At 73.7% G+C, this 19,270-nt stretch carries 14 protein-coding genes and 1 pseudogene; 13 read left to right on the top strand and 2 right to left on the bottom strand.

Going from position 1 to position 19,270, the window contains the following annotated elements; all coding sequences use genetic code 11:
* Window positions 1–294: 294 nt before the first annotated feature.
* From ssd to WA788_RS36110, 7 genes and pseudogenes are all read left to right on the top strand, one after another.
* Window positions 295–1,413 (top strand): septum site-determining protein Ssd, encoded by a 1,119-nt coding sequence (gene ssd / locus WA788_RS25060; protein WP_335981053.1) that lies wholly within the window; start codon window positions 295–297, stop codon window positions 1,411–1,413.
* Window positions 1,410–2,564: a TadA family conjugal transfer-associated ATPase gene (locus WA788_RS25055; protein ID WP_335980959.1), complete on the top strand. Its 1,155-nt coding sequence runs from the start codon at window positions 1,410–1,412 to the stop codon at window positions 2,562–2,564. Before ssd ends, WA788_RS25055 begins: the two co-directional genes overlap by 4 nt.
* A gap of 356 nt (window positions 2,565–2,920) precedes the next feature.
* Window positions 2,921–3,745 carry a type II secretion system F family protein gene (locus WA788_RS25050; RefSeq protein WP_443034094.1) on the top strand — a complete coding sequence of 275 codons (825 nt, stop codon included), beginning with the start codon at window positions 2,921–2,923 and terminating at the stop codon, window positions 3,743–3,745.
* On the top strand, window positions 3,742–4,563 hold the full coding sequence (locus WA788_RS25045) for a type II secretion system F family protein (RefSeq protein ID WP_335980958.1): 822 nt from the start codon (window positions 3,742–3,744) through the stop codon (window positions 4,561–4,563). Before WA788_RS25050 ends, WA788_RS25045 begins: the two co-directional genes overlap by 4 nt.
* Window positions 4,564–4,655: 92 nt before the next feature.
* Window positions 4,656–4,877, top strand: a complete 222-nt coding sequence (locus WA788_RS25040) for a DUF4244 domain-containing protein (RefSeq protein WP_335980957.1) — start codon at window positions 4,656–4,658, stop codon at window positions 4,875–4,877.
* Entirely contained in the window at window positions 4,864–5,277 is a 414-nt protein-coding gene (locus WA788_RS25035) for a TadE family type IV pilus minor pilin (RefSeq protein WP_335980956.1), read from the top strand. The genes WA788_RS25040 and WA788_RS25035 overlap by 14 nt, the downstream gene beginning before the upstream one ends.
* A gap of 47 nt (window positions 5,278–5,324) precedes the next feature.
* A pseudogene (locus WA788_RS36110) lies at window positions 5,325–5,522 on the top strand (Rv3654c family TadE-like protein); the annotation flags it as partial.
* Between the two features lie 213 nt (window positions 5,523–5,735).
* Here the strand turns inward: WA788_RS36110 and WA788_RS25025 are convergent.
* Window positions 5,736–8,261 carry a DEAD/DEAH box helicase gene (locus WA788_RS25025; protein ID WP_335980954.1) on the bottom strand — a complete coding sequence of 842 codons (2,526 nt, stop codon included), beginning with the start codon at window positions 8,259–8,261 and terminating at the stop codon, window positions 5,736–5,738.
* Window positions 8,262–8,452: 191 nt separating this feature from the next.
* Here WA788_RS25025 and bldG point away from each other — a divergent pair, with 191 nt between their 5' ends.
* From bldG to WA788_RS25005, 4 genes are all read left to right on the top strand, one after another.
* Window positions 8,453–8,794 carry an anti-sigma factor antagonist BldG gene (gene bldG, locus WA788_RS25020; protein ID WP_031520166.1) on the top strand — a complete coding sequence of 114 codons (342 nt, stop codon included), beginning with the start codon at window positions 8,453–8,455 and terminating at the stop codon, window positions 8,792–8,794.
* Between the two features lie 81 nt (window positions 8,795–8,875).
* On the top strand, window positions 8,876–9,295 hold the full coding sequence (locus tag WA788_RS25015; RefSeq protein ID WP_335980953.1) for an ATP-binding protein: 420 nt from the start codon (window positions 8,876–8,878) through the stop codon (window positions 9,293–9,295).
* Window positions 9,296–9,573: 278 nt separating this feature from the next.
* Window positions 9,574–10,242 carry a small secreted protein gene (locus WA788_RS25010; RefSeq protein WP_335980951.1) on the top strand — a complete coding sequence of 223 codons (669 nt, stop codon included), beginning with the start codon at window positions 9,574–9,576 and terminating at the stop codon, window positions 10,240–10,242.
* A gap of 49 nt (window positions 10,243–10,291) precedes the next feature.
* Window positions 10,292–11,884: a DUF7059 domain-containing protein gene (locus WA788_RS25005; RefSeq protein ID WP_335980950.1), complete on the top strand. Its 1,593-nt coding sequence runs from the start codon at window positions 10,292–10,294 to the stop codon at window positions 11,882–11,884.
* 96 nt (window positions 11,885–11,980) lie between these two features.
* On the opposite strand, the gene WA788_RS25000 is transcribed toward WA788_RS25005, so the two are convergent.
* Window positions 11,981–12,397 (bottom strand): DUF2752 domain-containing protein, encoded by a 417-nt coding sequence (locus tag WA788_RS25000; RefSeq protein WP_335980949.1) that lies wholly within the window; start codon window positions 12,395–12,397, stop codon window positions 11,981–11,983.
* A gap of 477 nt (window positions 12,398–12,874) precedes the next feature.
* On the opposite strand from WA788_RS25000, the gene topA reads away from it, so the two are divergent.
* Together topA and tmk are read left to right on the top strand one after the other, a co-directional pair.
* Window positions 12,875–15,751 carry a type I DNA topoisomerase gene (topA, locus tag WA788_RS24995; RefSeq protein ID WP_335980948.1) on the top strand — a complete coding sequence of 959 codons (2,877 nt, stop codon included), beginning with the start codon at window positions 12,875–12,877 and terminating at the stop codon, window positions 15,749–15,751.
* A 158-nt stretch (window positions 15,752–15,909) separates the two neighbouring features.
* Entirely contained in the window at window positions 15,910–19,269 is a 3,360-nt protein-coding gene (gene tmk / locus WA788_RS24990) for a dTMP kinase (RefSeq protein WP_335980947.1), read from the top strand.
* The last annotated feature ends 1 nt before the right edge of the window (window position 19,270 follow it).

Below are 19,270 nucleotides of genomic sequence, written 5' to 3'. Positions count from 1 at the left end.
GTCGCATGTCCGCATGCGTACGGGGAGTTGGCGGTGGGGGCTGCGGCGTACGTCGACGTGTTCATGGCGTTCCTCTCACTCGTGCGCGTGTGCGTTTCTATGCGTATGACACGTGACGTTCGGTAATCGTCCCGCTGGTCCCGGTGAACCCACTCGTCCGGGTGGTGGAGTTATCCACAATCGCCGAGTTATCCACAGATTCCGACCAAGATCGTCTCAATTCCACTTCCTGGCCCAAGCTGATCGCAGGCGCAGCACACCGTGCTCGCACGACAAGCGACAGGGGACAGGGAAATGGTTCGAACCAGTGCATCCGATCGACCGCGCGAAGCCGCCGAAGGCATCCGCGGACCGCTGATTGTCACGGAGGACGAAAGCCTCCTCGACGATCTGCTCCGACTGTGCGCGGCGGCCGGCGCAGAACCGGAAGTCGCCTTCACCGCGCCCCCGCGCAATGCGAGTTGGGAGAACGCACCGCTTGTCCTGGTCGGCGTGGAGGCATCCGGAAGAGTCCAGGGAGCAGCGCGGCGCAAGGGCGTTCTGCTGGTCGGGAGCGGCGGCGCAGACTCCGCCGACTCCGAAACATGGCGCCGGGCCGTCGCGGTCGGCGCCGACCACGTCCTGTTCCTGCCGGCCGCCGAGGCGTGGCTGGTGGACCGGCTGGCGGACCTGGCAGAAGGCGGCGGCGGGCCCGCTCTGACGATCGGCGTGGTCAGCGGCCGGGGCGGCGCCGGTGCCAGCACGCTGGCCTGCGGCCTCGCCGTGACCGCGGCGCGCACCGGCCTTCGCGTCATGCTCGTCGACGGCGACCCGCTCGGCGGGGGCCTGGACATCATGCTCGGGGCTGAACGCACCGGCGGGCTGCGCTGGCCCGATCTCGCCGACTCGCGCGGCCGCGTCAACAGCGGCGTGCTGGAGGAATCCCTGCCCCGGCTGGGCTCGCTCAGTGTGCTGAGCTGGGACCGCGGACAGTCCATGCTCATCCCGCCCCAGGCCATGCGGTCGGTGATGGGAGCTGCCAGGCGGGGCGGCGGCCTGGTCGTCGTCGATCTGCCGCGCAAAGTGGACGACACCGTCACCGAGACGCTCGGCCAGATCGATGTGGGACTGCTGGTGGTGCCCGCTGAACTCCGCGCGGTGGCCGCCGCCTGCCAAGTGGCGGCTGCCTTCGCCCCGGCGCTGGACGACCTGCGGGTGGTCGCGCGCGGGCCGTTCTCCACCGGCCTGGACGGCGACGAGATCGCCCGGCTGATCGGACTGCCGCTCGCAGGTGAGTTGCGGCCCGAACCCGGTCTGGCCGATCCGATGTCCGGCGGCGCGCCACCGGGCTCCTCCACTCGCGGCCCCCTCGCGCGATTCAGCGGAGCCTTCCTCGGACAGGCGCTCGCGGCCGCCGGGTGCGTGATGGCATGAGTGCGGCACTGCTCGACGCGGTCCGGCTCCACCTGGCCGAACACGGCGGCGAACCCACCCCCGCCCGCGTGGCCGCGGCGCTGCGCGCCCAAGGACGCCTGATCGGGGACTCCGAAGTGCTCGATGTGGTCGCCGCGCTGCGTTCCGAACTGGTGGGCGCCGGACCGCTGGAGCCACTCCTGGCCGACCCGGACGTCACCGACATCCTCGTCAACGCACCCGACCAGGTCTGGATCGACCGGGGCCGCGGCCTCGAACGCAGCCCGATCCGGTTCGCTGACACCGCGGCGGTGCGACGTCTCGCCCAACGGCTCGCCACGACCGCAGGCCGCCGCCTCGACGACGCGCGGCCGTGGGTCGACGCCCGGCTGCCCGACGGCACACGGCTGCACGCGGTACTACCACCCGTTGTGGTCGGCTCGCCCTGCCTGTCACTCCGTGTCGTACGGGCCCGCGCGTTCACGCTCCCCGAACTCGTCGCGGTCGGCACCCTCGACGAGGAGACCGCCGCGCTGCTGCGGGCGATGCTGGACGCACGGCTGTCGTTCATGATCAGCGGCGGCACCGGCTCGGGAAAGACCACGCTGCTGAGCTGCCTGCTCGGCCTTGTCGACCCCGCGGCCCGCATCGTCCTCGCCGAGGACTCCGCCGAACTGCGCCCGGACCATCCGCACGTCCTCCGGCTGGAGACCCGGCCCGCCAACCAGGAGGGGGCCGGCGAGGTCACCTTGCGGGACCTGGTGCGGCAGGCGCTGCGGATGCGGCCCGACCGGCTCGTGGTCGGCGAGGTGCGCGGCGCCGAGGTGCTGGACCTCCTTGGTGCCCTGAACACCGGTCACGAGGGCGGCTGCGGGACCGTGCACGCCAATGCGGCTGCGGATGTGCCCGCGAGGCTGGAGGCTCTGGGCTCGACCGCGGGCCTGGACCGGGCCGCTCTGCACAGTCAGTTGGCCGCCGCGCTGTCGGCGGTCGTCCACCTCGTGCGGGACGGTGCGGGTCGGCGCAGAGTCGCCGAGATCCACGTGGTGAGCCGTCGGCGGGACGGCTTGGTCGGCACGGTACCGGCGCTTGTCCGCGACGGATGTGGCGGGGTGGAACGCGGACCGGGCTGGAGCCGGTTGGCTCAGCTGTGCTCGGCAGGTGTGTCGTGAACGCCGCGACATGCCCGCCGGTGACTCCCGCTCTGGCGCTGTGGGCCGCGCTTCTGGTGGCCTGTCTGCCCGCGTGGACCGCTCTGCAGCGGCACGGATACCGGCGACGCGTGCACGGGTTGCTGACGCGCGCACAGACCCCTGCAGGCGCTATGGCGGGCAGGGTTGAGCAGTGGCGGAACCGATGGGGTCGTGTGGTCGAGGCCGTCCGGGCGTGGATCGGTGGACGGCGCCCGCACTGGCGCGGTCAGCCCGAGCGGAAGTCCTTGCGGGCCTGGCGGCGTGAACGGCCAGGCAGGCGCGGTGCTCCCGGCGGCGCCCGGCAGCGGATGGCCGGGACAGCAGAGGCGCGGCTCGTGCGAGGCGGTCCGGAGTGGCTGTGCCTGCCCGCCGGGATGGTGCTCGCGGCGGTCACCTGGTCGGTGGTGCCGGTGGTCGGCGCGGCGGTCGCGGTCCCGTTGGTGCGAAGGGCACTGCGCGACCGGGCCGAACGGGCGGTGGCGGAACGGACCGCGGCCGCGGTGAGCGGCCTGTGCGGCACGCTTGCGGGCGACCTGCGGGCAGGACGGCCGCCGCACGTGGCGCTCGCGGAGGCGGTGCAGTCGGCCGGGTGGCCCGGGTCGCCGGAACTGGCACGGATCGCGGGCCTGCTGCTGTCTGCCGCCCGGTTCGGCGGGGACGTGCCCGGCGCACTTCGGACGGCGGCTCGGTCAGGGCCGGGCGCGCAGGGACTCGGTGCGGTGGCCGCGTGCTGGCAGGTCGCGGTGGACGGAGGCGCTGGGCTGGCCACGGCCCTGGACCGGGTCGCCGCCGCGCTACGAGCCGAGGCCGAGCAACGGGAGGACCTGCGAGCGCAGTTGGCCGGCCCGCGCGCCACCGCGGTGCTGCTGGCGCTGCTCCCGGTGTTCGGGTTGGTGTTGGGCACGGCGTTGGGAGCCGACCCGGCCGAGGTGCTGCTGCACACGCCGGCGGGGCTGGGCTGCCTGGTCGTGGGCGCGCTTCTGGAGTGGGCCGGGCTGGCCTGGACCGCGCGGATCATCCGGGCTGCCGAGGGCGGCCCGCCGACCGGGACGGATCGTGGTCGGGGCGGCTCCGCGTGGGGCGGCCCCGGCCCGGGGAAGGCGGAGCCGCGGTCCGCCCAGGCGTCGAGTGAGCCCGTTGTGGAAGGGGACCGGTCGTGAGCGGCGAGGTTGTCCACAGCCTGGGGATGACGGTGGCCGTCGTACTGGCGGTGTGTGCGGCAGTCGGCGCGGCTGTGGCGGGGAGGAACAGGCGTGGCGGCGTGCGCAGGTTGAGTCTCCTGCTGGAGGAAGCCCAGCCGGTGAAGGCGCCGCGCGCGTGGCGGGGAAAAGCCCGAGACGCCGGACGGGTCTGGCTGCCGGTGGTCGCGCCGGCGCTGGGGACAGCGGCGTTCGTGGGGAGCTTCGCTGGGGTGATGGCCGGGGCCGTGGTCGGGGTCGGCGTGCGGATGGTGCTCGTCCACCACCGGTCGAAGGCCACGGGGCGGGCGGCACAAGAGCAGGCGGACCACGCGGTATCCGGTCCGGGCGAACTGCCGCTGTGCGCCGACCTGATGGCGGCTTGCCTGGCCGCGGGGGCCACGCCGGGGGAGACCGCGGGGGCGGTGGGGCGGTGCCTGGACGGGCCGTTGGGAGCCGCGCTGCTGCGGGCGGAGGCGGAGTTGCGGCTCGGTGGGGAGCCGTCGGAATGCTGGGACAGGTTCGGCCGACTGCCTGCGGCCCGGGCGATGGGCCGTTGTCTGGCGAGGGCGTCGACGACCGGCAGCGCGCCGGTGGCGGAGATGGCGCGGCTGGCCGCGGACTACCGCGCTGAGCACGCCCGTTCGTCGGTCGCCGGGGCTCGCCGGGCCGCGGTGCTGGCCACCGCACCGCTGGGCGTGTGCTTCCTGCCCGCCTTTCTGTTCGTGGGCGTCGCGCCGGTGGTGATGGGGCTGGCCGGGGCGGTGCTGGGAGGCCCGGTGGGCGGTGGCGGAGGTTGAGGCCCGCGGCAGGACGCGCGCCCCCTTCGGCCGGTCGGGACGGCGCACGGAATCAGTAGGAATCACAAGAAACCAACAGGAGGAGAACGGAAATGACGAGGCGGAAGTTGGCTGAGCGGGTGGCGGTTCGGTGGGCCGGGTGCGTCCGGCGGTGCCGGGTGGCGGCCGATGCGGGGATGAGCACCGCGGAGTACGCGGTGGGCACGATTGCGGCCTGCGGGTTCGCGGCGGTGCTCTACAAGATCGTGACGAGCGGGCCGGTGCGGACGGCGATGACCTCGGTGATCGAGAAGGCGCTCCATGCGCCGTTCTGAGTGGGTGAGGCGATTGCGCGGCGCACACGGGTCGGGATGGGTCGGGTGGGTGCGCCGTCGTGGGGACCAGGGATATGTGACGGCGGAGGCGGCCGTGGTGATCCCGACGCTGGTGGCGCTGACGGGGCTGCTGACGTGGGGGTTGATGGCGGCGGCTGCGCAGATTCGGTGCGTGGACGCCGCCAGGGCCGGGGCGCGCGCTGCTGCGCGGGGGGAAGGGGCGGGGGATGTGGTGAGGGTCAGCCGCGCGGCAGCGCCGAAGGGAGCGGAGGTCAGGGTGAGCCGGGGCGGAGGGATGGTGAGGGTGCGGGTGACGGTGGAAAGACCGCGGTTTCCGGTGAGGTTGACGGCGGAGGCGGCCGCGTCGGACGAGGAGACGGTGGGGAGTGGTGGGCCGTGAGCCGGGAGCGGGACCGGGGGTCGGCGACGGTGTGGTCGCTCGGGCTGATGGCGGTGTTGATCGCGGTCTTCGCGGGAGTGGCGCTGATGGGGAGGGCGGTGGTGGCCAGGCACCGGGCGGGCGGCGCCGCGGACTTGGCCGCGTTGGCCGCTGCGGACCACGCGCTCGACGGTGAGGAGGCGGCGTGCCGGCTGGCCGCGCGGGTGGCGGCCGCTCAGCAGGCGGTGCTGCGTGAGTGCGTGGTGGTGGGGGAGGTGGCCGACGTCGTGGCTGAGGTAGGGGGAGCGCGGGTGAGGTCGCGGGCGGGCCCGCCGCTTGCCTCGGTGCCGGTGCCGGTGCCGGTGCCGGTGCCGGTGCCGACGCCGACGCCGGTGGTCCGTTCAGGCCGACGCGGGGCGCAGGGGCTGGAGACTGACGGGGGCGTGTTCCCGGGGGCACCGACGGTGGAGGAGCGCCGGTCAGGGCCGGGGGTCGGGTTCCTTGGCGGAGGCGAGCAGGCAGTCCAGCAGGCGGACGGAGGCGGCTTTGTCGAGCGGGTCGTTGCCGTTGCCGCACTTGGGCGACTGCACGCAGGAGGGGCAGCCGTGGTCGCATTCGCAGGACGCGATGGCCTCGCGGGTCGCGGCGAGCCAGCTGCGGGCGGTGTGGAAGGCGCGTTCGGCGAAGCCCGCCCCGCCGGGGTGGCCGTCGTAGACGAAGACGGTGGGCAGGCCGGTGTCGGCGTGCAGCGGTATGGACACGCCGCCGATGTCCCAGCGGTCGCAGGTGGCGAAGAGCGGGAGGAGGCCGATGGAGGCGTGCTCGGCGGCGTGCAGGGCGCCGGGCAGTTCCTCCGGGTGGATGCCGGCGGTGTCGAGTTGGTCGTCGGTGACGGTCCACCAGACGGCGCGGGTGCGCAGGGTCCGCGGCGGGAGGTCGAGTTTGGCCTCGCCGAGGACCTCGCCGGTCAGCAGTCGGCGCCGCAGGTAGGACACCACTTGGTGGGTGACCTCCACGGAGCCGAAGTGGATGCGGGCGTCGCCCCAGGGTTCGTCGATGTCGGTGGACAGCACGCGGATGTCAGTGGTGTCGCGGGCCATCGTGCTGAAGGGCGGGTCGGCGCGCTCCACCAGGGCGACGGAGTCCTCGAGGTCCAGGCGCCGTACGAGATAGGTGCGGCCCTGGTGGAGGTGGACGGCGCCCTCGTGGACGGTGGTGTGGGCCGAGGAGGCGTCCACGGTGCCCAGCAGCCGCCCGGTGCCGGCTTCGACGACCTGGATCGGGGTGCCGCCCTCCCCGCGGATGTCGGTGAGGTCGGCGGCGCGTTCCCGGCGGGTCCAGTACCATCCCGACGCCCGGCGGCGCAGCAGCCCGCGCTTCTCCAACTGCGCCACCAGACCGGCGGCTTCGGGGCCGAAGAGAGCCAGGTCGTCCTCGGTCAGCGGGAGTTCGGCGGCGGCGGCACACAGGTGCGGTGCGAGCACGTACGGGTTGTCCGGGTCGAGGACGGTGGACTCGACGGGCCGTTCGAAGATCGCCTCGGGGTGGTGGACGAGATACGTGTCCAGGGGGTCGTCGCGGCCCACCATGACCGCCAGCGCGCCCTGGGCCGAGCGCCCGGCCCGCCCGGCCTGCTGCCACAGCGAGGCGCGGGTGCCGGGATAGCCGGCCAGCAGGACCGCGTCGAGCCCGGAGACGTCCACGCCGAGCTCGAGGGCGGAGGTGGAGGCCAGGCCGAGCAGGCGGCCGGAGTGCAGGTCGCGTTCGAGGGCACGGCGCTCGTCGGGCAGGTAGCCGCCGCGGTAGGCGGCGACGCGCTGCGGGAGTGAGGAGTCGATCTCGGCGAGGCGCTCCTGGGCGATGAGGGCGACGAGTTCCGCACCGCGCCGGGAGCGGACGAAGGCGACGGTCCGTACGCCCTGCAGGACGAGGTCGGTGAGGAGCTCGGCGCACTCCGCGGTGGCGGTGCGGCGGACCGGGGCGCCGTGTTCACCGGACAGTTCGGTCAGGGGCGGTTCCCACAGCGCGAAGGCCACCTCGCCGCGCGGGGACGTGTCCTCGGTGACCTCGGCGACGGGCACGCCGGTCAGGCGGGCGGCGGCCTGACCGGGGTCGGCGGAGGTGGCGGAGGCGAGCAGGAAGACCGGGTCGGCGCCGTAGCGGGCGCAGATCCGCCGCAGGCGGCGCAGTACCTGGGCGACGTGGGAGCCGAACACGCCGCGGTAGGTGTGGCACTCGTCGATGACGACGTAGCGCAGACCGCGCAGGAAGGAGGACCAGCGGGCGTGCCCGGGCAGGATGCCGCGGTGCAGCATGTCGGGGTTGGTCAGGACGTAGGTGCCGTGCCGGCGGACCCACTCGCGTTCCTCGTACGGCGTGTCGCCGTCGTAGACCGCGGGACGCACGGCGTGGCCGAGCGGCGCCGCGAGGGCGCTCACTGCGCGGCGCTGGTCGGCGGCGAGCGCCTTGGTGGGGGCGAGGTAGAGCGCGGTCGGCCCGCGCCCGCCCTGTGCGGGCACCCGGACCCGGCCCCGTCCGACGGCGGCCACGGTCCCCGCGGCGCTCCCGGCGCTCCCGGCCCCTCCGCTTCCCCCGATCGGCCCATCGGCGGCGACCGACCCGCTGTCACGGTCACCATCAGCGGCGCCCCCGGCGCCCCCGGCGCCCCGCGGCTCCGGCAGCAGCGCGCTCAGCACGGGTGCGAGGTAGGCCAGCGACTTGCCGGAGGCGGTGCCGGTGGCCACGACCACCGACTCGCCGCGCAGCGCGTGCTCGGCGGCCAGCGCCTGGTGCTCCCACGGACGGTCGATCCCGGCGGCCCGGATCGCGGCGACGACTTCCGGACGGACGCCCTCCGGCCAAGATGCATGACGCCCGACCCGCGGGGGCAGGTGCTCCGTATGGGTGATGCGTATGGCGCGGTCAGCCCCCGCGGAAAGCCGCTCCAAAGCGGTCCGTGGGGACGGTCGGCCGTGCGCCGACTGCGGAAGTTGATCCTGGGCCATCGGCACTCAGTGTGTCACCGGCATGACGGACAATCGCAGTAAGGCGTCGTGCGGGCCCACCGCGAAGTGATTGAATGCCATCGCGGCCCAACTCCTTCCCCCACCGCTCGGTGGAGGAGTCACCACTACCGTTAACGTTTCGGTGGAGGCCCCAGGGGGGCGCCGCGTCGATGCAAGGTGCTGGAGGATCAGTGGACCTGTCCCTGTCGACCCGAACCGTCGGCGATCGCACGATCGTCGAGGTCGGCGGCGAGATTGATGTGTACACCGCGCCCAAGCTGCGGGAGCAGCTCGTGGAGCTCGTGAACGACGGGAGTTACCACCTCGTCGTGGACATGGAGGGAGTCGACTTCCTCGACTCGACCGGCCTGGGTGTGCTCGTCGGCGGGCTGAAGCGGGTGCGTGCGCACGAAGGATCGCTGCGTCTGGTGTGCAACCAGGAGCGCATCCTGAAGATTTTCCGAATCACCGGTCTGACCAAGGTGTTCCCCATCCACACCTCGGTCGACGAGGCTGTCGCGGCGACCGACTGACGTTCGTCCGAGAGGGGCACCGGACGGACCGCCGTCCGGTCCCCTGTGATGCCCAACCACAGGACCGGAGGGGGAAGCCCCATGCCCACCGTAGAACTGCTCTTCAGCGCCCAGCCCGAGCATGTGCGCACCGCACGGCTCGTGGCCGCCCAGGTGGCGCGCCGAGCGGGGGTGGACGAGGCGTCCTTGGACGAGGTCCGGCTGGCGGTCGGCGAGGCGTGCAGCCGTGCCGTCGGCCTGCACCGCAACAACGGCGTCGAGCAGCCGGTGCGCGTACTGCTCAACGAGGACGAGAAGAAGTTCTCCATCGAGGTCGTGGACGAGGTCGCCAGCACTTCGGCCGGTGGCGGCCACACCGACGGCCCGCCCACCGATGACGCCGCCGAGGACGAGGGCGAGATGGGCCTCGCCGTCATCAGCGGCCTGGTCGACGACGTCGAGGTGATCGACGGCGACCGCGGCGGCGTGATCCGGATGACCTGGCCGACCGTCACCGTCTAGCCGACCCGACCCGACCCGACCCGGTCCGCCGCGCGCAGCGGCCCCTGTCCCCGGTCCTGGCTCCGTGGGAATGGTCACACCACCGCGCCCGCGGCCGCCGGACGGGCAGCACTGTACGAGGCCCGCGGGCCCGCCGCTCACCTGCGGTGCAGGCTGTGGCGCGAACCGATCGAAGAGCAGGTGAAAGGGGTCAGCAGAGTTCGGCGCCGCCGGAGCCGTACCGCCCGGCCGTGTATGTTCCGGGGCCGAAGGCCACGGAAGGGACCCACCCGGTGAAGGTGAAGAAGAAGCTCCTGGCCGCGCTGTCCGGCAGCGCGGTCGCACTGCTCGCGCTGTCCGCGTGCGGCGGGGACGACACCGCCAAGAAGCAGGACGACTGGGCGAAGGGCGTCTGCGACCAGGCACAGGTCCAACTCGGCAAGATCAACACCGCCAACGCGTCGTTCGGCCAGGTCGACAGCGGCGGCAAGCCGCAGGACGTGAAGAGCGCCGACTCCGCCGCCTTCCAGTCGATCTCCGACGCCTACACGTCCCTCGCCGGGATCTTCCAGAAGGCCGGCGCCGCCCCCGGCGACGACGGCGCGACGTTCCAGAAGAACGCGGTCACGGTCTTCACCCAGCAGTCCACCCAGTACGCCACGCTGAAGAAGCAGGTCGACGGCCTGGACGCCAGCGACCAGACCAAGTTCGCGACCGGTCTCGGCGACGTCTCGACCTCGCTCCAGCAGACCGCCGCCAAGGGGCAGACCTCCCTCGACACCCTCCGCAAGGGCGAGATGGGCAAGGCCCTCGCCCAGCAGGCCGGCTGCCGCGGTGTCTCCGGCGGCAAGGTGACCACCCCGACGGCCGGTGCGACCACCCCGACCACCCCCACCACCCCGGCCGCCTCGGCGACGACGACCGCCACACCCACCACGATGACGAGCGCCGACCCGAAGAAGTCCTGACCCCGCCTCCTGCGGCACGGCGGCGCGCCCCGCCCCGAGTTCCGGGACAATGAGCGGCGTGAGCGATCCGAGCAACCCCACCCGGCCGACCGGCGATCCCCATCACCCCGGCAGCCCGGGCGGCCCCGGCCGCCCCCTGCCCGACCCCGCCGCCGCGCCCGCCCTCCGCGCCGATCTGCTCGCCGCCGACTTCACCGCCGACGGCTGCCTGGAACTGCTCGGGGCCGTCGCCTACGCGGCCCTGTCCCGCGCCGAGACCGTCCCCGCGCTGCGCGCCACCCGCGGCGGCAGCCCGCTGGAGACCCTGGTCCGGCTCTTCCTCCTCCAGCAGGCGGTCCCGCTCGCCGGCGCCCGAACCGCCCTCGGCGGCGGGGGCCTGGACCGTTACGAGGCGGCGGGCTGGCTGCTCCGCGACGGCGCCGAGGTCCGCGCCACCGTCGACGTACGCCCGTACGCCGGGGACGAGGGCGCGGACTGGTGGATCGTCTCCGACCTCGGCTGCGCGGTCGGCGGCGCGGCCGGTATCGGCAGCGCGCCCGGTGTGGACCGCGCCGACCTCGTGCTGGGCGTAGGCGGCGCGTCCACCACGCTCGCCGGGCTGACCGTGCGCGAACCGGTGGGCAGCGTGCTCGACCTCGGTACGGGCTCCGGCGTGCAGGCGCTGCACGCCTCCCGACACGCCACGCGGGTGACGGCCACCGACGCCAACCCGCGCGCCCTGCACTTCGCCCGGCTCACCCTCGCGCTGTCCGGCGCGGCCGAACCCGACCTGCGCGAGGGCGGGCTCTTCACGCCGGTCCGGGACGAGCGGTACGACCTGATCGTGTCGAACCCGCCGTTCGTGATCTCCCCCGCCGGCCGGTTCACCTACCGCGACGGCGGGATGGCGGGCGACGACCTGTGCCGCGAACTCGTCCGTCAGTCCGCCGACCACCTCACCGAAGGCGGCTACTGCCAGCTCCTCGCCAACTGGCAGCACACCGAGGGCGAGGACTGGCGTGAGCGCGTCACCTCCTGGCTGCCCGCCGGGTGCGACGCCTGGATCGTGCAGCGCGAGGTGCAGGACGTCGCGCAGTACGCCGAGCTGTGGCTGCGCGACGGCGGTGACCACCACGCCGACCCGGCCGCGTACGCACGCCGCTATGACGCCTGGCTGGAGGACTTCGAACGGCACAAGGTCAACGGCATCGGCTTCGGCTGGATCACGCTGCGCAGGTCCGGTGCCGCGCAGCCCTCGGTCACCGCCGAGGAGTGGCCGCACCCGGTGGAGCAGCCGCTCGGGCCGTACGTCGCCGACTGGTTCGGGCGGCAGGACTTCCTGCGCGGCCACGACGACGCCGCGCTGCTCGCCGCCCGGTTCACCCTCGCGCCCGACGTCGTGCAGGAGCAGGTCGGGATGCCGGGCGCGGAGGACCCCGAGCACGTGGTGCTGCGCTCCGCGCGGGGCATGCGCCGGGCCACCAAGGTCGACACCGTGGGCGCCGGGTTCGCCGGGGTCTGCGACGGCACGCTGGCGGCCGGCCGCATCGTGGACGCCATCGCCCAGTTGCTGGACGAGGACCCGGTGCTGCTGCGCGACCGCACCCCCGCGTCGATCCGCCTGCTGGTCGAGCAGGGCTTCCTCAACCCGGTCACGGAGTAATCGGAGTAATCCGAGTAACCGGCGTAACCGGCGTAACCGGAGCAATCGGAGCAACGGGACCGGACGGGGCAGCGTACGAAGCAGCCGGCCCCGGCGTCAGCGCAGGTTCCGCACCACCGTCCAGCACACCGCCGCCACCAGCAGCGCGTACTGGGTCCGGGGACGCAGCACCGGCTGCCACCGCCGGCCGCGCAGCCCCTCGACCACCCAGCGGCCGGCCATCCAGGCCAGCGCCGGCGACAGGACCAGCAGCAGCGCGTTGTCATGGAACGCCCGGACCGGGTCGCCGTGCAGCAGGTCGTACGCGAGGCGGGTGCCGCCGCAGGCCGGGCAGAGCAGCCCGGTGAGCCAGTTGAAGGGGCAGCGCGGCAGGAAGTGCCCGCTCTGGTGCGGGTCGGTGCGGTAGAGGTACGCGGACCCGGCGGCCGCGGCGGCGAGCGCGGCCAGGGGTAGGACCGCCGGGTGCGGGCGGCGCCGCACCGGCCGCACCCCCGCGCCGGTCGGAGTGCTCACCCGCTCACCTGCTAGCCGCGACCTGTCCGGATACGGACCCTGGTCGGACATGCCCCGTCCCCCCGCCCCTGCGTTCCCACCGTTGCGCGGCGGGCGCGGCTGCCCACCCGCCCGTCCGCGGCCATTTTCGCAGCCCCCGGTGCGCCGCGTCCCGTACCGCCCTTGATACAAACCGGCTACAGAACCGCACGGGGCCGTCCCGCGCCCGCCGCCCGGCCCGGCCGCCGCGGACCCGCCGGGGGCCGGTCGCCGCGGCGGTTTTCGGCCGCGAGGATCGGAACCCGCGATTTCGGGCAGGATCAGGCGGGTGGACGTAGCCTGCTGGGGGAAGCCGCCGGCGGACCCCGGCGGTGTGGATAGAACGTACATCGGGTTACCGTTCGAGTGGCGTTGCGGACTTTTCCCGTTTGACACGGGCCCAGGAGGTACGGTCACACTCCGCAGCGACACCCCTTCGAACCGGAGAGAAGAGCGAAGTTGTCCCCGACCCGCGAGACCGCACAGGGCGGCCGCCGACTCGTCATCGTCGAGTCGCCTGCCAAGGCGAAGACGATCAAGGGCTATCTCGGCCCGGGATACGTCGTCGAGGCCAGCGTCGGGCACATCCGCGACCTCCCCAACGGGGCCGCCGAAGTGCCGGCGGAGTACAAGGGCCAGCCGTGGGCGCGGCTGGGCGTCAATGTGGACAGCGATTTCCAGCCCATCTACGTCGTGAACGCGGACAAGAAGGCACAGGTCAAGAAGCTCAAGGATCTCCTCAAGGAGTCCGACGAACTATTCCTGGCCACTGACGAGGACCGCGAGGGCGAGGCCATCGCCTGGCATTTGCAGGAAATCCTCAAGCCCAAGGTCCCGGTGCACCGGATGGTGTTCCACGAGATCACCAAGGACGCCATCCAGGCGGCCGTGCGCAATCCCCGCGAGCTGAACCAGCGGCTGGTCGACGCCCAGGAGACCCGCCGCATCCTCGACCGGCTGTACGGCTACGAGGTCTCCCCGGTGCTGTGGAAGAAGGTCATGCCGCGGTTGTCGGCGGGCCGGGTGCAGTCAGTGGCGACCCGCCTGGTGGTCGAGCGCGAGCGCGAGCGGATCGCGTTCCGCACCTCGGAGTACTGGGACCTGGTCGGTGTCTTCAACACCGGCCGGGCTGGCGACCCGTCCGACCCCGCCACGCTCAACGCCCGGCTCGTGTCCGTCGACGGCCGCCGGGTCGCCCAGGGCCGGGACTTCGACGCCTCCACCGGCGCCCTGAAGCAGAACGCCGCCGTGCTGCACCTCGACGAGGAGCACGCCCGGGCGCTGGCCACCGCGCTCGCCGACGCGCAGTTCTCGGTGCGCAGCGTCGAGTCCAAGCCCTACCGCCGCTCGCCGTACGCGCCCTTCCGCACCACCACCCTCCAGCAGGAGGCGTCGCGCAAGCTCGGCTTCGGCGCGAAGGCCACCATGCAGGTCGCGCAGAAGCTGTACGAGAACGGCTTCATCACCTACATGCGTACGGACTCCACCACGCTCTCGGAGACCGCCGTCAGCGCCGCCCGCGCCCAGGTCACGCAGCTCTACGGCGCCGACTACCTGCCGGACAAGCCGCGCGTCTACGCGGGCAAGGTCAAGAACGCCCAGGAGGCCCACGAGGCGATCCGCCCCTCCGGCGACCGCTTCCGCACACCGGCCGAGACCGGCCTGACCGGCGACCAGTTCCGGCTCTACGAACTGATCTGGATGCGCACCGTCGCCTCCCAGATGAAGGACGCGACCGGCCAGTCCGTCACCGTCCGGGTCGGCGGCGCCGCCTCCGACGGCCGCGACGCCGAGTTCTCCGCCTCCGGCAAGATCATCACCTTCCACGGCTTCCTCAAGGCCTACGTCGAGGGCGCCGACGACCCGAACGCGGAACTCGACGACCGCGAGCGCCGGCTGCCGCAGGTCGCCGAGGGCGACGCGCTGACCGCCGACCGGATCACCGCCGACGGCCACTCCACCAAGCCGCCCGCCCGCTACACCGAGGCGAGCCTGGTCAAGGAGCTGGAGGAGAAGGAGATCGGCCGCCCGTCGACGTACGCCACGATCCTCGGCACCATCCTCGACCGCGGCTATGTCTTCAAGAAGGGCACCGCGCTCGTCCCGTCCTTCCTTTCCTTCGCCGTGGTCAACCTGCTGGAGAAGCACTTCGGCTGGCTGGTCGACTACGACTTCACCGCCTCCATGGAGGACGACCTCGACCGGATCGCCCGCGGCGAGGCCGAGGCGGTGCCGTGGCTGCGCCGCTTCTACTTCGGCCAGGAGAACCAGGGAGGCCAGGACGGCAAGGACGGCCAGGACCGCGGGGCCGCCGCGTCCGGCGCCGCACAGCCCGACCCCGCCGGCGGCGACCACCTCGGCGGCCTGAAGGAACTGGTGGAGGACCTCGGCGCGATCGACGCCCGGGAGATCTCCTCGTTCCCGGTCGGCGACGGCATCATGCTGCGGGTCGGCCGCTACGGGCCGTACGTCGAGAAGGGCGAGCGCGGCGAGGAGGACCACCAGCGCGCCGACGTCCCCGAGGACCTGCCGCCGGACGAGATGACTGTCGAACTGGCGCAGGAGCTGTTCGCCAAGCCCAGCGGCGAGTTCGCGCTCGGCACCGACCCGGAGACCGGCCGCCCGATCGTCGCCAAGGACGGCCGCTACGGGCCGTACGTCACCGAGGTGCTGCCCGAGGACACCCCGAAGACCGGCAAGAACGCGGTGAAGCCGCGCACCGCCTCCCTCTTCAAGTCCATGTCGCTCGACACCGTCACCCTCGCCGACGCCCTCAAGCTGATGTCCCTGCCCCGGGTGGTCGGCACCGACGCCGAGGGCGTGGAGATCACCGCGCAGAACGGGCGCTACGGCCCCTACCTGAAGAAGGGCACCGACTCGCGCTCCCTGGAGAGCGAGGACCAGCTCTTCACCATCACGCTGGAGCAGGCGCTGGCGATCTACGCCCAGCCGAAGGTGCGCGGCCGCGCCGCCGCCAAGCCCCCGCTGAAGGAACTGGGCACCGACCCGGTCAGCGAGCGCCCCGTCGTGGTCAAGGACGGCCGCTTCGGCCCCTACGTCACCGACGGGGAGACCAACGCGACGCTGCGCCGTGACGACGACGTCGAGACGATCACGCCCGAGCGCGGCTACGAACTCCTCGCGGAGAAGCGGGCGAAGGGCCCGGTGAAGAAGAAGACGACGGCGAAGAAGGCCCCGGCCAAGAAGGCCCCGGCCAAGAAGGCGGCGGCGAAGAAGTCCGCTTCGTCGTCGACGGCCGCCAAGAAGGCGCCCGCCAAGAAGGCCGCGGCCGCCAAGAAGACCGCGGCGAAGAAGACGAGTTCCACCGCGGAGTGAAGGGCGCCGGCCACGGCGCCGAGGGCGGCCGCCCCGATCCAGGGGCGGCGCCCGGCCCCTCAGCACAGGAGACCGGCCCCCCTAGCGCAGGAGAGGGGTCACTGTCCGTTTGTTCGGGCGGAGACGTTTGGTTCGGGTGAGACGGATAGGCTGTCAGAATGACGCGATCCGAGCAGCCAGCGCAGCCCGCGGCGGACGTCACCGAGGCGTTCGCGAAAGACCTCTCGGCGGACTCCCGTGAGCGGGCCGTGGGCGCGCTGCTGAAGATTCCGCCGCTGCGCAAGCTGTGGAGCGCGCAACTGACGGGCGCGGTCGCCGACCGCCTCGGCCTGCTCGTGCTGGTGTTGCTCACGGTGCAGGCCACCGCGACCGCCCACTCCTTCGGAGGCGGCTACCGCGGGGTGGCGTACAGCGTCGCCGCGGTGTTCGGCGCCCGCCTGGTGGCCACCTTGCTCTTCGGCGCGGTGCTGCTCGGGCCGCTGACCGGCCTCACCGAGGAGAGCGGCCCGCTGGACCGGCGCTGGACGATGATCGGCGCCGACGGCGTACGGCTCGCGCTGTTCATCGTCGCGCCGCTGTGGGTCACCTGGACCCCGCACTCCGCGCACCTGTGGCTGCTGGGCACGGCGTTCGCTGTCGGGCTCGCCGAGCGCCTGTGGGCGATCGCGAAGGACGGCGCCGCCCCGGGGCTGCTGCCCGCGCCGGGCGACACCTCGGTGCGGCCCGCGCCCGACCTTCTCGCCACGCTGCGCCGGCTCGACCTGCGGACGAGCTTCGTCGCGCTGCCGATCGCCGCCGCGTCCCTGGTGGCCGTCACTCTCGTCAACACGCTGATCGCGGTGGGCGTCGACTGGTTCCACCTGCACCAGGTCGCGCTGTCGTCGTACGTGGCGGCCGGGCTCTTCTCGTCCTCGATGGCGATGCTGTACCTGCTGGAACTGCCCGCGGGCGGCGCCAGGAAGCCCCGCTCCCCGCTCCAGGGCCTGCGGCTGCCGAAGGGCCCGGCGGGCGCCGAGCAGGGCCGTACCGGCGCGCTGCCGCTGCTGGTGCTCGCCACCTCCGCGGTGTCCGGCGCGATCGCGGTCGCCGTCGCGGTCGCCGTCCTGCACGCGCTCGCCCTCGGCTTCGGGCCGACCGGCTTCGGCCTGCTGGTGCTGGCCCTGACCGCGGGCACCGTGGTCGGCATCCGGATCGCCCCGCACACCCTGCCCGGGCTCTCCCGCCGCCGCCTGCTGGCCGTGGGCACCGGCGTCACCGGTATCGCGCTGCTGCTGACCGGCGTCGTACCCGACCAGACCACCGTGCTGGCGCTGTCGCTGCTGGCCGGTGTCGCGGCCGGTGTCACCGCGAACGCCGGGCACACCCTGATCGAGCAGGAGACCGAGGAGAGCCGCAGGACGCGGACCGTCGAGCACCTGCACGCCGTGGTGCACGCCGCCCTCGGGGTGGCCGCGGTCGGCGGGCCGCTGGTCGCCGCCGCGATCGGCCCGCACCGCGTCCAGAACGGCCACTTCACCTTCGATCACAGCGGCGCCGCCTACACGCTGATCCTGGTCGGCGCGCTGCTGCTGCCGGTCGCCGCGCTGGTGCTGGGCAAGACCGACGATCGCAGCGGGGTGCCGCTGCGCCGCGACCTGCGCGAGGCGCTGCGCGGCGCGGAGCCGGCCACCGGCCCTGCCGCCAACGGCTTCTTCATCGCCGTCGAGGGCGGTGACGGCGCCGGCAAGTCCACCCAGGTCGAGGCGCTCGCCGAGTGGATCAGGGCCAAGGGCCACGAGGTCGTGGTCACTCGCGAGCCGGGTGCCACCGCCGTCGGCAAGCGGCTGCGCTCGATACTCCTGGACGTCTCCTCCGCCGGGGTCTCGCACCGCGCCGAGGCCCTGCTGTACGCCGCGGACCGGGCCGAGCACGTCGACACCGTCGTGAAGCCCGCGCTGGAGCGCGGCGCCGTGGTCATCTCCGACCGCTACATCGACTCCTCCGTCGCCTACCAGGGCGCCGGGCGGGACCTCGCGCCGACGGAGGTCGCCCGGATCTCCCGCTGGGCCACCGACGGGCTCGTCCCGCATCTGACGGTGCTGCTCGACGTGCCGCCGGAGACCGCCAGGGAGCGCTTCACCGAGGCCCCGGACCGGCTGGAGTCCGAGCCCGCCGAGTTCCACCAGCGGGTGCGGTCCGGATTCCTGACGCTCGCCGCCGCCGACCCCGCGCGGTACCTCGTCGTCGACGCCGCGCAGGACCCCGAGGCGGTCACCACCGTCGTACGGCACCGGCTCGACCGCATGCTGCCGCTCTCCGCCCAGGAGATCGAGGCGCGGGCCGAGGCCGAGCGCAAGGCCGCCGAGGAGGCGGCCCGGCTCGCCGCCGAGGAGGCCGCCCGCAAGGCCGAGGAGGAGCGGCTGGAGCGCGAGCGCCAGGAGCAGCTGGAGCGGCTGCGGCGCGAGGAGGAGGAGCGCAGGCTCGCCGCCGAGGAGGCCGCGCGCCGCGAGATCGCCGAGCGCAAGGCCGCGCAGGAGGCGGAGGCGGCCCGGCTCGCCGCGGAGGAGGCCGCCCGCCGCAAGGCCGAGGAGGACGCCAAGCGCGCCGCCGAGGAAGCGGCGTACGAGGCCGAGCAGGAGCGGCTGCGGCGCCTGGCGGACGAGCAGGCGCGGCTGCGCGCCGAGGCCGCGGAGAAGCGCGAGGAGAAGCAGCGCAAGGCCGAGGAAGCGCTGATGCGGGCGGAGGCGGCGCGGGCCGCCGCCGCGGCAGCGGCTGCCGCAGCGGCGGCCGCGGCCGACTCGGATGAGACCGCGGTGCTCCCGGCGGTGTCGGACGCGCCTCCGGAGGGCTCCGGCGACGGCGCCAGGCAGGACGACGGTACGGGCGAGGGCGGCGACGCTTCGCACGGCAAGGCTTCGGGCTCGGGTGCCGACGAAGGCCCCGCATCTGGCTCGGACCGCGGTTCTGGCTCGGACGCGGGGTCCGGCTCGGGGTCCGGCTCGGGTCCGGCTTCCGGTGCGGGCTCCGGCTCCGGCCAGGCGTCCGCCTCGACGTCCGACTCCGAGGCGACCACGGTCATGTCGTCCCTGCCCGCCGACCCCGGCCCGGCCGCGGGTGGGCCGGACGCCGAGGCGACCACGGTGATGTCCGCCGTGCCCGCAGAGGGCGGCACCGACGCCGACGCGACGACGGTGCTGCCGGCCGTCACGCCGCCGGCGTCGTCCTCCTCGGAGACCACCACCGTGATGGCGCCGATCGTGGACGAGCCCGCCGGCAGCAGCGACGAGACCACCGAGCTGCCGCCGCCGGTCCCCGGCACGGCCCGCTCCGAGGACCCCACGGACCGGGTGCCGCCGTGGCTCTTCCGCCCGGATCAGCCCACCGGCGACGAGCGCACCCGGGAGATCCCCGCGGCCCAGTCGGGCCAGTCGCGCCGGCCCCGCCCGCAGTGGGCCGAGGAGACCCCCCTCGACGACCTGCCGTCCCTCGCCGACGAACTGCTCGGCCCCCGGGACCAGGAAGACCCCCCGCGCGCCTGAC

The organism is Streptomyces sp. CA2R106, from assembly GCF_037034245.1.
In the GTDB taxonomy this organism is placed as follows: Bacteria; Actinomycetota; Actinomycetes; order Streptomycetales; family Streptomycetaceae; genus Actinacidiphila.
This window is presented reverse-complemented; position numbering and strand designations above follow the sequence as displayed.

Bases quoted from the DNA above. Each gene is read 5' to 3' on its own strand.
- WA788_RS25005 (WP_335980950.1), top strand. From the start codon at position 10,292: ATGAGCGGCGTGAGCGATCCGAGCAACCCCACCCGGCCGACCGGCGAT.
- WA788_RS25040 (WP_335980957.1), top strand. From the start codon at position 4,656: ATGACGAGGCGGAAGTTGGCTGAGCGGGTGGCGGTTCGGTGGGCCGGG.
- WA788_RS25055 (WP_335980959.1), top strand. From the start codon at position 1,410: ATGAGTGCGGCACTGCTCGACGCGGTCCGGCTCCACCTGGCCGAACAC.
- WA788_RS25035 (WP_335980956.1), top strand. From the start codon at position 4,864: ATGCGCCGTTCTGAGTGGGTGAGGCGATTGCGCGGCGCACACGGGTCG.
- WA788_RS25015 (WP_335980953.1), top strand. From the start codon at position 8,876: ATGCCCACCGTAGAACTGCTCTTCAGCGCCCAGCCCGAGCATGTGCGC.
- ssd (WP_335981053.1), top strand. From the start codon at position 295: ATGGTTCGAACCAGTGCATCCGATCGACCGCGCGAAGCCGCCGAAGGC.
- tmk (WP_335980947.1), top strand. From the start codon at position 15,910: ATGACGCGATCCGAGCAGCCAGCGCAGCCCGCGGCGGACGTCACCGAG.
- WA788_RS25025 (WP_335980954.1), bottom strand. From the start codon at position 8,261: ATGGCCCAGGATCAACTTCCGCAGTCGGCGCACGGCCGACCGTCCCCA.